The sequence below is a fragment of the Cereibacter changlensis JA139 genome (genome assembly GCF_003034985.1).
Taxonomy (GTDB): domain Bacteria; phylum Pseudomonadota; class Alphaproteobacteria; order Rhodobacterales; family Rhodobacteraceae; genus Cereibacter; species Cereibacter changlensis.
Genome location: NZ_PZKG01000123.1, coordinates 1 through 11,850, shown reverse-complemented (window position 1 = coordinate 11,850; position 11,850 = coordinate 1). Strand labels below are relative to the sequence as shown.

The window sequence follows — 11,850 nt, the reverse complement described above, 5'->3', positions numbered from 1 at the left end:
CCTCTCGACCTTCGTCACCGTGGGCAGCGCGCTGCCGCCGGCGGCCACCGCAGAATACCGCATCCTGCGCGACGGGGCCGAGTTGACGGTGCCCGGTCCCTATCCGCTGCCGCCGGTGGCCGACGGGGTGCAGGCGCCCTCCGGCGCCAATGACGCCGGCATGCAGACCGGCGATGTGGTGCTGTCGATCGACGGCACGCCGATCTCCGCCTTCTCCGAACTGCGCACCGCCGTCGGCGCCTCCGACGGCAAGCCGCTGCTGCTGACCGTCTGGCGCGACGGCCGCACCTTCGACGTCACTCTGGTTCCGCGCCGGATGGACCTGCCGACCGCCGAGGGATTCGAGACCCGCTGGCTGATCGGTCTCTCCGGCGGGCTGTTCTTCTCCCCGGAAACCCGCACGCCCGGCCCGTTCGAGGCGATCGGCCTCGCGGCAGGCCAGACCCGGACCATCGTCACCACCAGCCTCTCCGGCCTCTGGCACATGATCACCGGGGCGATCTCCTCCTGCAACCTGCAGGGTCCGCTCGGCATCGCCGAGGTCTCGGGCGCCGCGGCCTCGCAGGGGGCGGCCAGCTTCGTCTGGTTCATCGCCATGCTTTCCACCGCGGTGGGGCTGATGAACCTTTTCCCGGTGCCGGTGCTCGACGGCGGCCATCTCGTGTTCCACGCCTTCGAGGCGGTGACCGGCAAGCCGCCGAGCGACCGGGTGCTGCGCATCCTGATGACCGGCGGTCTGGCGCTGCTGCTGGGGCTCATGGTCTTCTCGCTGACCAACGACCTGTTCTGCTGAAGCCGGGCCTTTCCGCGTCAAATTGCTGCCGCAATCCATGGTTAATTCCAGCGGCGGAAATCTGGCGCGGAGGCTCTCATGCAGACGGTTGTGGACGGCTATCGCGGGCTCGCGCTTCTGCTGGTGTTGAACCGCGACTGGCTGGTGATGCTGGGCGCCACGGTCGCCGCGCTGGCCAGCGCGGGCTATCTCGGCTGCGCACTGTTGCCGAACTGATCCAGCGCCGCATCAGTCGCTCGCCAGATATCCGCCTAACGGTTTTGGCCTTTTGACAAAACCGGACATGTCCGGTAGTCAGGAAAACAATAAATAATTTGAGGGCGGGCGAATGGGTATGCGTCGGGCGACAAACGGAATTACCACGCGCGGCAAGAGCAGACGAGACCTCGTCAAACCGGCCGCGGTCAAGGTTTTCCTCGGTGTATCAGCGATTTGCGCAGCAGGGTCCCAGCCGGCCCTGGCGCAGAGCTACAGCTTCTCCAATGTGGTGATCGAAGGCTCCACCCGGGTGGACGCCACCACGATCCTCGGCTTCGCCGGAATCGAACGCGGCGCGGCCATCTCGGCGGCCGAGCTGAACAGCGCCTATCAGCGGCTGCAGAACTCCGGATTGTTCGAAAAGATCGAGGTCGTGCCGCAGGGCTCCACCCTGGTGATCCGGGTGCAGGAATACCCGACGATCAACGTCATCAGCTTCGAGGGCAACAAGCGGCTGAAGGATGAAAACCTCGCCGAGCTGCTGCAGAGCCAGTCGCGCCGCGCCTATTCGCCCGCGCAGGCCGAGGCCGACGCCGCCGCCATCACCGAGCTCTACGCCACCCGCGGCCGCATCGCCGCCACGGTGAAGCCGCGCATCATCCGCCGCTCCGACAACCGCGTCGATCTGGTCTTCGACATCACCGAAGGCAAGGTCGTCGAGATCGAGCGGCTGTCTTTCGTCGGCAACCGCTCCTTCTCCGACCGCCGCCTGCGTCAGGTGCTGGAGACGAAACAGGCCGGCATCCTGCGGACCTTCATCGCCTCCGACACCTTCATCGCCGAGCGGATCGAGCTCGACAAGCAGCTGCTGCGCGACTTCTACATGTCGCGCGGCTATGTCGATTTCCAGGTGCTCGACGCCAGCGCCGAGGTGACGCGCGAGCGTGACGCCTTCTTCGTCACCTTCACGGTGCAGGAAGGCCAGAGCTACGACTTCGGCCAGGTCGGCGTCTCCAGCGAGATCGAGGGCGTCGATCCGACCGAATTCGGTGACCTCGTCACCATCCGCCGCGGCGCGACCTATTCGCCCGGCGTGGTCGAGAACAACATCACCCGGATGGAGAACCTCGCGCTGCGCAAGGGTCTCAACTTCGTCCGCTTCGAGCCGCGCGTCACCAAGAACGCGCAGAACCAGACCATCGACCTGAACTTCGTCATGGTGCGTGGCGAGCGTGTCTTCGTCGAGCGGATCGACATCGAGGGCAACACCACGACGCTGGACGAGGTGGTGCGCCGCCAGTTCCGCACGGTCGAAGGCGACCCCTTCAACCCGCGCGAAGTGCGCCAGTCGGCGGAACGGATCCGCGCGCTCGGCTATTTCGGCGACGCCCGCGTCGACGCCCAGCCGGGCAGCAGCCCGGACCAGGTGATCGTCAACGTCGACGTGGAAGAGCAGCCGACCGGCTCGCTTAGCTTCGGCCTCAGCTATGGCGTCGAATCCGGCGCCGGCTTCAACATCGGCTTCTCGGAAAGCAACTTCCTCGGCCGCGGCCAGTCGGTCGGCGTCAACGTCTCGACCGGCACCGACAGCGTGAACTCGTCGATCAGCTTCGCCGAGCCGGCCTTCCTCGGCCGCGACCTGCGCTTCAAGTTCAGCATCTTCTACACCGAGACCAACAGCGAGAACTCGCGCTACGACACGCGCAACATCGGCATCAGCCCCTCGATCGACTTCCCGATCTCCGAGAACGGCCGGCTCGAGCTGCGCTACAAGATCTCGGAAGACGTGATCAGCGATGTCGAGGGCTCGGAGGCGAGCGTGCCGGGCGACCCGGACGTGTCTTCGGCCATCCTGCGTGAAGAGGCCGATCGCGGCGCGCTGATCACCTCCTCGGTCGGCTATTCCTACAACTACGACACGCGCCGCACCGGGCTGAACCCGACCGGCGGCCTGCTGCTGCGCTTCAGCCAGGATTTCGCCGGTCTTGGCGGCGACGTGCAGTACATCTCGACCAACGCTCTGGCGCTGGCCGAGCGCAAGGTCTGGAACGAGGATGTCACGCTGCGCGCCATATTCGAGGGCGGCGCGATCCACATGCTCGACGACAACCCGAGCCGGGTGACCGACCGCTTCTTCGGCAACGGCAAGATCCGCGGCTTCGAATCGAACGGCCTCGGCCCGCGCGACCTGAACGTCAGCAACGAGGACGCGCTCGGCGGCAACTACTTCGCCGTGGCCCGCTTCGAAGCCGACTTCCCGCTCGGCCTGCCGGAGGAATACGGCTTCACCGGCGGCGCCTTCCTCGACGCGGGCTCGGTCTGGAGCCTCGACAACGTGAACGGCGGCGTGGACGGCACCGACGAGGTCGACGACGGCTTCCACCTGCGCTCCTCGATCGGTCTCTCGGTGTTCTGGACGACGCCGATCGGCCCGCTGCGGTTCAACTTCGCCAAGGCGCTGGTGAAAGAGGACTACGACGAGGAACGCTTCTTCGACCTGACGATCTCGACCAAGTTCTGATGCTTCCGCGTCTCGGCGCAACGGCGGTCGCGATGGCTCTCCTCGCCATTGCGCCTGCCGTTGCCCAGACGGCGGGCCAGACCGGGCAGGCCGCTCCGGCGGTCGCCGATCCCGGGGCGGGCAGCCAGGTCGTCACCATCACCCAGGAACGGCTGTTTCAGGATTCCCGCGCCGGCCAGCAGATCCAGGACCGCTACGAGACCGCCTCGCGCGCCCTCGTGGCGGAGAACCGCCGCATCGAGGCGGCGCTGGAGGCGGAGGAGCGCGACCTGACCGCCCGCCGCGCCCAAATGCCGCCGGAAGATTTCCGCCCCCTGGCCGAGGCCTTCGACGAGAAGGTCGAGGGCATCCGCGCCGCGCAGGACGCCAAGTCCCGCGCCCTGACCCGTCAGCGCGACGAGGACCGCCAGCGCATGCTGGAGGCCGCCGCCCCGATCCTTGCGCAGATGATGGCCGAGCGCGGCGCCATGGTGCTGATCGACAAGAACGCCGTGGTGCTGTCCTTCGACGGCATCGACATCACCGAGGATGCGGTGGCCCGGCTCGACGCCGTGCTGGGAGAAGCCACCGGGACGCCGCCCGAAGCGCCCACCCCGACCCCCTGAGACAGCGCCGCCGCTTGTCTCACCCGGTCCGAGTTGCTAGGGCTGGCCGAAACGCCAAGGAGACCGCCATGACCGATCAAGCAGCGCCGATGCTGACGGCCGACATCCAGCTGATCCAGCGGATCATTCCGCATCGCTACCCCTTCCTGCTGATCGACAAGGTCCGCGACATCGTCCCGAACAAGACGGCGACCGGCATCAAGAACGTCACCTTCAACGAACCGCAGTTCCAGGGCCATTTCCCCGGCACCCCGATCTTCCCCGGCGTGCAGATCATCGAGGCGCTCGCCCAGACCGCCTGCGTGCTGGTCGGCGTCTCGCTCGATCTCGCCGACAAGAACATGCTGGTCTATTTCATGGGCATCGACGCCGCCAAGTTCCGCCGCAAGGTGATCCCCGGCGACGTGCTCGAACTGCGCGTCGAGGTGAAGCGCGGCGGCGGCAAGGTCTGGAAGTTCACCGGCAGCGCCACCGTCGAGGGCGAGCTTGCCGCCGAATGCGAATTCACCGCCATGATGGACATGCCGAAAGGGTGACCCGATGACCGAGATCCACCCCAGCGCGCTGGTCGATCCCGCCGCCACCTTGGGCGAGGGCTGCCAGATCGGCCCCTTCGCCATCATCGGCCCCGAAGTCACGCTCGGAAAGGGCGTCGTGGTGAAAAGCCACGCCGTCGTCACCGGCTGGACCGAGGTCGGCGACGAGACGGTGATCTTTCCCTTCGCCGTGGTGGGCGAGGTTCCGCAGGACCTGAAATACAAGGGCGAGCACACCCGCCTCATCGTCGGCGCCCGCTGCCGCATCCGCGAGGGCGCGACGCTCAACATCGGCACCGAGGGTGGCGGCGGCGTGACCCGTGTCGGTGACGACTGCCTACTGATGACTGGCAGCCATGTCGGCCATGACGCGACCCTCGGCAACCGCGTCATCCTCGCCAATCAGGTCGCCATTGCCGGCCATTGCTGGCTCGGCGACGACGTGATCGTCGGCGGGCTCTCCGGCATTCACCAATGGGTGCGGGTCGGGCGGGGCGCCATCATCGGCGCCGTCACCATGGTGACCAACGACGTGCTGCCGCATGGTCTGGTGCAGGGCCCGCGCGGCGAGCTCGACGGGCTGAACCTCGTCGGTCTCAAGCGGCGCGGCGTCGGTCGGCCCGAGATCACAGCGCTGCGCGCCGGCTACCAGATGCTGGCGCAGGGCGAGGGCACCTTCCTCGACCGCGCCCGCCGGCTCTCGGAAGAGACCGAAAGCACCCATGTCCGAGAGATGACCGATTTCATCCTCGCCGCCACCGACCGCTCCTTCCTGACTCCGAAATGACCCGCACCGCTATCATCGCCGGCTCCGGCGCCCTGCCACGCCTGCTGGCCGCCGAGCTGGGCAACCCGCTGGTCGCCAGTCTCGACGGATTCGTGCCCGAGGGCCTGACCCCCGACGTGGTGTTCCGCATCGAGCGGCTGATGCCCTTCCTGCGGCATCTGGAGGATGCGGGGGTCACGACCGTCATCTTCGCCGGGGCGGCGGCGCGCCCGCGTCTCGACCCGGCGCTGTTCGATCCGCAGACGGCGCAGATGGTGCCGCGTCTGTTGCAGGCGATGCAGGCGGGCGACGACGCGACGCTGCGCGCGGTGATCGGAATCTTCGAGGAGGCTGGCTTCGCCGTCAGCGGCGTGGCCGATGTGGCCCCGGGTCTCGTGCCCGGCCCGGGTCTGCTCTGCGGCACGCCGTCGGAGGCCGACAGCGCCGATGCCGACCGCGCCGCGCACATCGTCGCGGCGCTCGGCAGCGTCGATGTGGGGCAGGGCGCCGTGGTGGCCCAGGGCCTCTGCCTCGCTGTCGAGGCGCTGCCCGGCACCGACGCCATGCTCGACTGGGTCGCCCAGACCGCCCGCCGCCCCAATCCGCAGGGCGCGAAGGGCGTATTCTACAAGGCGCCGAAGCCCGGTCAGGATCGCCGCATCGACCTGCCCGCGCTGGGGGTGGAGACGGTGCGCCGCGCCGCCGCTGCGGGGCTTGCCGGCATCGTCTGGCAGGCGGGCGGCGTCATCACCCTTGACCGGACAGCGATGCTGGCCGAGGCTGAGGCTCACGGCCTCTTTCTCTGGTCCCGCGAGCCATGAAATTCTTCCTGATCGCCGGGGAGCCTTCGGGCGACCGCCTCGGCGCAGCCCTGATGGCAGGGCTCAAGGCCCTGTCGCCCGGCGTCCGCTTCGCCGGCATCGGCGGCCCCTTGATGCAGGCCGAGGGGCTCGAGAGCCTGTTTCCGATGGAAGAGCTCTCGGTCATGGGCATCGCCGAGGTGCTGCCGAAATACTTCGCTCTGAAGCGGCGCATCGCCGAGGCCGGGGCGGCCTGTCTCGCCGCCGATGCCGATGCGCTCATCACCATCGACAGCCCGGATTTCTGCCTGCGCGTCGCCGCCATCGTCAAGCAGGCACGCCCTGAGCTGCGCACCATCCACTACGTCGCCCCCTCGGTCTGGGCATGGCGCCCGAAACGGGCGCAGCGCATGGCGCGGGTCATCGACCATGTGCTCGCCCTCTTGCCCTTCGAGCCGCCCTACATGACCGCCGCCGGGATGACCTCGGATTTCGTCGGTCATCCGGTGGTGGCCGAGCCCTTGGCGAGCGACGAGGAGGTGGCGGCGCTGCGAGCCCGGGCTGGCAGCGGCCCGATGCTGCTGGCCTTGCCCGGCTCGCGCCGCTCCGAGGTGACGCGCCTCGCCCCGATCTTCGGCGAGACGCTGCGCATCCTGCAGCACAGCCATCCCGGCCTCTCGGTGGTGCTGCCCACCGTGCCGCATGTCGCGGCGCTGGTGCGGCAACTGGCAGCCGACTGGCCGATCCATCCGCTGGTGATCGAGGATGCGGCCCTGAAGCGCGCCGCCTTCCGCGCCGCCGATGTGGCGCTGGCGGCTTCCGGCACGGTCTCGCTGGAGCTTGCGGCCAATACCACGCCGATGGTCATCGCCTATGACATGCACCCGGTCTCAATGTGGCTGATGCGCCGCGCGGCGCTGATCGACACGGTGACGCTGGTCAATCTGGTGTCCGAGACCCGCGTCGTGCCGGAATTCCTCGGCAAGGACTGCCGCCCCGACCTGATCGCCCCGGCGCTGATGGCGCTGCTCGACCAGAGCGGCGGCCGCGCGGCCCAAGCCCGTGCGATGTCGGTGACGATGGAGCGTCTGGGTCAGGCGGGCGAGCCTCCGGGCCTGCGCGCCGCGCGCTCGGTCCTCTCGGTGCTGAAACCCTTGCCAAAAAGTTAACGCGGAACGGAAAACCGTTCCGCGTCAATGTCTTGTGGCGATTTTCACGCGTGAAACATCAACGCCCGCGCCAGATCCAGCCGCCGCCCAGAACCCGGCTGCCCTCGCTGGCATAGAAGACGCAGGCCTGTCCCGCGGAAACCCCATCCTCCGCGCTCAGCAGCTCCACCTCGGCCTCGGTGGCCGAAATCGGCCGGATCACCGCCTCGCGCGGCGCCCGGGTGGAGCGGACCTTGACCATGACATGCCATTCCTTCTGGCTGTCGAAAGCCCCGTCTCCCAGCCAGTTGATCTCCCGCACCGGGATCGTCCGCGTCGACAGCGCCGCCTTCGGCCCGACGATCACCCGCCGCAACTCCGGATCGAGCCGGACCACATAGAGCGGATCCTCCAGCCCCCCGATCCCCAGCCCCCGCCGCTGCCCGACGGTATAGTGGATGACCCCGCGATGCTGGCCGAGCACATTGCCCGCCATATCCACGATCTCGCCCGGATCGGCCGCCCCCGGCCGCAGCTTCTCGATCACCGCGGCATAATCGCCGTTGGGAACGAAACAGATATCCTGACTGTCCGGCTTGTCCGCCACCGGCAGCCCATATTTCGCCGCCAGAGCCCGCGTCTCCGCCTTCGACCCCAGATGCCCGAGCGGGAAGCGCAGGTAATCGAGCTGCTCCGCCGTGGTCGAGAACAGGAAATAGCTCTGATCCCGCGCCGCATCCGCCGCCGAATGCAGCTCCGCCCCCGCCGCGCCGACCTTCCGCTGGATATAGTGCCCGGTCGCCATGCAGTCGGCGTCCAGATCCTTCGCGGTCTGCAGCAGATCCTTGAACTTCACCCGCTCGTTGCAGCGGATGCAGGGCACCGGCGTCGCCCCGGCGAGATAGGCGTCGGCGAACTCGTCGATCACCGCCTCGCGGAAGGTGTTCTCATAATCCAGAACGTAATGCGGAAACCCCATCGCCTCCGCCACCCGCCGCGCGTCGTGGATGTCGCGCCCGGCGCAGCAGGCGCCCTTCTTTGCCAGCGCCGCCCCGTGGTCGTAAAGCTGCAGCGTGACGCCCACCACGTCATAGCCTTCCTCGGCCAGCTGCGCCGCCACTACCGAGCTGTCGACGCCGCCCGACATCGCCACCACCACCCGCGTGGCGGCCGGCGGCTTGGCAAAGCCCAATGAATTCAGCGGATGATCGAGCGGCATGGCGGACCTGTCGGGGATGGGCCGCAGAGGCGGCGAAGGGGAGGCCGCCTCCGCGGCGGTCCCTGCCAATATAGGAAAATGCAAGCTACTCTCAACCCCCCGTTTCACCCTTGCTTAAGCCTGCCGCGCCAGTCTGGGCCGACCGGACGAGGACCGGGCGAGGGATGTGCTGATGTATCTCAAGAAAGTCGACGGCCCGCGGCAGGTCACCCTGCCGGATGGGACGATCCTGACGCGGGCGGACCTGCCGCCGCCCGACACCCGACGCTGGGTGGCGAGCCGGAAATCCGTGGTGGTCAAGGCCGTGGTCTACGGGCTGATCTCGCAGGCTGAGGCGCTGGAACGCTATGGATTGTCGGAGGAGGAACTTGCGCTCTGGCGCGGCGCGGTGGAGCTGCATGGCGAAAAAGCACTCAAGGTCACCATGCTGCAAAAATACCGGCAGCAATGACCTTGATCTGGTTTAAATTGCCCGACAGTAACGAGTGATTAACCATTGATCCGCAATGCTGTTAATCGAAGTGTAGCCCAAGGTCCGGAGCGTAAGGGATGAGAATTTTACTGGTTGAAGACGACCCCACCACCTCGCGCAGCATCGAGCTGATGTTGAGCCATGCGAACCTCAATGTTTATTGCACGGACCTTGGGGAAGACGGCATAGATCTGGCGAAACTCTACGACTACGATCTGATCCTTCTCGATCTGAATCTTCCCGATATGAGCGGGCACGAGGTTTTGCGCCAGCTGCGCCTGGCCCGAATCGAGACGCCGATCCTGATTCTGTCCGGCGCTGACGATACCGAAAGCAAAATCAAGGGCTTCGGTTTCGGCGCGGATGATTACCTGACAAAGCCGTTTCACCGCGAGGAACTGGTCGCGCGCATTCACGCGATCATCCGCCGCTCCAAGGGGCATGCGCAATCGGTGATCCGGACCGGCAAGGTGCAGGTCAATCTCGATGCAAAGACAGTGGATGTGGAGGGCAAGTCGGTTCACCTGACCGGCAAGGAGTACCAGATGCTGGAATTGCTGTCGCTGCGCAAAGGCACCACGCTGACAAAGGAAATGTTCCTGAATCATCTTTATGGCGGAATGGACGAGCCGGAATTGAAGATCATCGATGTGTTCATTTGCAAATTGCGCAAGAAACTCGCCGAGGCGACGGGAGGGCAGAGCTATATCGAGACGGTCTGGGGCAGGGGCTATGTGCTGCGCGATCCGGCTCCCGGCGAGGTGGAGCGGCGGCTGGCGATCGGCGCCTGAGGCTGGACGAGGGGCGGACCGTCTCCTAAACAGCGGGGGACGGAACGGAGAACCCTCATGCCAGACGCCAAGCCCGTTGATCAGTTGAGCGAGGCCGAAGTCCGGCAGGAGCTTGCGCGGCTTGCCGAGGCGCTGGGGGCGGCCAATACCGCCTATCACACGCTCGACGCGCCGGAGATCGACGACGCCAGCTATGACGCGCTGAAACAGCGGAACCGGGCCATCGAAGCCCGGTTCCCCGACCTGACCCGCGCCGATTCCCCCAGCGAGCAGGTCGGCGGGGCCTTGGCGGAAGGATTCGCCAAGGTCCGGCACGAGGTGCGGATGCTGAGCCTCGAGAATGCCTTCGAGGTGGCGGAGGTCGACGACTGGGCCGAGCGGATCCGCAAGTTCCTCGGCCATGTCGGCGATCTCGGCTTCACCGCCGAGCCCAAGATCGACGGGCTCTCGCTGTCCCTGCGCTACGAGAAGGGCAAGCTGGTGCAGGCGGCGACGCGGGGCGATGGCGAAACCGGCGAGAACGTCACCGAGAACGCCCGCACCATCGCCGATCTGCCTAAGGAGCTTGAGGGCGCGCCCGAGATCCTCGAGGTGCGGGGCGAGGTCTACATGACCCACGCCGATTTCGCTGCCTTGAACGAGCGCCAGCAGGCCGCCAATGCCCGCAGCTTCGCCAATCCGCGCAACGCCGCCGCGGGCTCGCTGCGCCAGCTCGACCCGGCGATCACCGCCGCGCGGCCGCTGCATTTCTTCGCCTATGCCTGGGGCGCGCATTCCGAACCCCTGGCCGAGACCCAGCACGGCGCCATCGCCCGGCTGAAGGCGCTCGGCTTCTCCACCAACCCGCTGACCCGGCTCTGCACCGGGCCGGAGGAGCTGCTGGCGCATTATGCCGAGATCGAGCAGCAGCGCGCGACGCTCGGCTATGACATCGACGGCGTGGTCTACAAGGTCGATGATCTGGCCCTGCAGCGCCGGCTCGGCTTCCGCTCGTCCACCCCCCGCTGGGCCATCGCCCACAAGTTCGCCGCACAGCTGGCCTGGACGGTGCTTGAGGACATCGACATCCAGGTGGGCCGCACCGGCGCGCTGTCGCCGGTGGCGCGGCTGAAGCCGGTGACGGTGGGCGGGGTCGTGGTGCAGAACGCGACGCTGCACAACGAGGATTACATTGCCGGCCGCGACAGCAAGGGGCAGGAGATCCGCGGCGGCAAGGATATCCGCATCGGCGACTGGGTGCAGGTCTATCGCGCCGGCGACGTGATCCCCAAGATCGCCGATGTCGATCTGGAGAAGCGCCCCGCCGGGGCCGTGCCCTATGCCTTCCCGACGCTCTGCCCCGATTGCGGCTCCGAAGCGGTGCGCGAGCCGGGCGATGCGGTCCGGCGCTGCTCGGGCGGGCTGATCTGCCCGGCGCAGGCGGTGGAGCGGCTGAAGCATTTCGTCTCGCGCAACGCCTTCGACATCGAGGGGCTGGGAGCGAAACAGGTCGAGGCCTTCTACAAGGATGGCTGGATTCGCCAGCCCGCCGATATCTTCACGCTGCGCGACCGGTTCGGCAGCGGGCTGCAGCAGCTGCAGAACCGCGAGGGCTGGGGCAAGAAGTCGGCGGAGAACCTCTTCGCAGCCATCGAGGAGAAGCGCCGCATCCCCTTGAACCGGCTGATCTTCGCGCTCGGCATCCGCCATGTCGGCGAAAGCTCGGCGGCGCTGCTGGCGACGCATTACACCTCGTGGCAGGCCTTCGAGGCGGCGATGACCGGGGCCGAGGTCGGGCAGGGCGCGGCCTGGGAAGATCTGATCTCGATCGACGGGGTCGGCGCCGTGCTGGCGGCCTCGCTGGTGACGGCCTTCCATCAGGAGGCGGAGCGCGGGGCGATCGATGCGCTGGTGGCGCATCTGACGGTGGAGGATGTCACCCGCCGCGCCCCGGTGAACAGCGCCGTGGCGGGCAAGACCGTGGTCTTTACCGGCACGCTGGAGAAGATGAGCCGCGCCGAA

12 protein-coding genes are annotated in these 11,850 nt (G+C 67.3%); 11 read left to right on the top strand and 1 reads right to left on the bottom strand.

The window, feature by feature from the left end; genetic code table 11:
• The 8 genes from rseP to lpxB all read left to right on the top strand — a co-directional run.
• The coding region (rseP, locus tag C5F48_RS18685; RefSeq protein ID WP_107665347.1) for an RIP metalloprotease RseP at positions 1 to 793 on the top strand (793 nt) is incomplete at its 5' end.
• A gap of 78 nt (positions 794 to 871) precedes the next feature.
• Positions 872 to 1,009, top strand: coding sequence for a hypothetical protein (locus C5F48_RS25275; protein ID WP_170139560.1), 138 nt, complete (start codon positions 872 to 874; stop codon positions 1,007 to 1,009).
• A 118-nt stretch (positions 1,010 to 1,127) separates the two neighbouring features.
• Positions 1,128 to 3,512, top strand: coding sequence for an outer membrane protein assembly factor BamA (bamA, locus tag C5F48_RS18680; RefSeq protein WP_107665346.1), 2,385 nt, complete (start codon positions 1,128 to 1,130; stop codon positions 3,510 to 3,512).
• Between the two features lie 32 nt (positions 3,513 to 3,544).
• Positions 3,545 to 4,117, top strand: coding sequence for an OmpH/Skp family outer membrane protein (locus C5F48_RS18675; RefSeq protein ID WP_107665348.1), 573 nt, complete (start codon positions 3,545 to 3,547; stop codon positions 4,115 to 4,117).
• Positions 4,118 to 4,185: 68 nt separating this feature from the next.
• Positions 4,186 to 4,653, top strand: coding sequence for a 3-hydroxyacyl-ACP dehydratase FabZ (fabZ, locus tag C5F48_RS18670; RefSeq protein WP_107665345.1), 468 nt, complete (start codon positions 4,186 to 4,188; stop codon positions 4,651 to 4,653).
• Between the two features lie 4 nt (positions 4,654 to 4,657).
• Positions 4,658 to 5,440 (top strand): acyl-ACP--UDP-N-acetylglucosamine O-acyltransferase, encoded by a 783-nt coding sequence (lpxA, locus tag C5F48_RS18665; protein ID WP_107665344.1) that lies wholly within the window; start codon positions 4,658 to 4,660, stop codon positions 5,438 to 5,440.
• Positions 5,437 to 6,240 (top strand): LpxI family protein, encoded by an 804-nt coding sequence (locus C5F48_RS18660; RefSeq protein ID WP_107665343.1) that lies wholly within the window; start codon positions 5,437 to 5,439, stop codon positions 6,238 to 6,240. Before lpxA ends, C5F48_RS18660 begins: the two co-directional genes overlap by 4 nt.
• Positions 6,237 to 7,388 (top strand): lipid-A-disaccharide synthase, encoded by a 1,152-nt coding sequence (lpxB, locus tag C5F48_RS18655; protein WP_107665342.1) that lies wholly within the window; start codon positions 6,237 to 6,239, stop codon positions 7,386 to 7,388. The genes C5F48_RS18660 and lpxB overlap by 4 nt, the downstream gene beginning before the upstream one ends.
• Positions 7,389 to 7,446: 58 nt before the next feature.
• Here lpxB and mnmA read toward each other — a convergent pair whose 3' ends face one another.
• Positions 7,447 to 8,586: a tRNA 2-thiouridine(34) synthase MnmA gene (gene mnmA / locus C5F48_RS18650; protein ID WP_107665341.1), complete on the bottom strand. Its 1,140-nt coding sequence runs from the start codon at positions 8,584 to 8,586 to the stop codon at positions 7,447 to 7,449.
• Positions 8,587 to 8,758: 172 nt separating this feature from the next.
• Here mnmA and sciP point away from each other — a divergent pair, with 172 nt between their 5' ends.
• From sciP to ligA, 3 genes are all read left to right on the top strand, one after another.
• Entirely contained in the window at positions 8,759 to 9,037 is a 279-nt protein-coding gene (sciP, locus tag C5F48_RS18645; protein WP_107665340.1) for a CtrA inhibitor SciP, read from the top strand.
• Positions 9,038 to 9,135: 98 nt separating this feature from the next.
• The gene (gene ctrA, locus C5F48_RS18640) at positions 9,136 to 9,849 is read left to right on the top strand and encodes a response regulator transcription factor CtrA (RefSeq protein WP_107665339.1); all 714 of its coding nucleotides are present in this window, start codon (positions 9,136 to 9,138) and stop codon (positions 9,847 to 9,849) included.
• Positions 9,850 to 9,906: 57 nt separating this feature from the next.
• The coding region (gene ligA, locus C5F48_RS18635; protein ID WP_107665338.1) for an NAD-dependent DNA ligase LigA at positions 9,907 to 11,850 on the top strand (1,944 nt) is incomplete at its 3' end.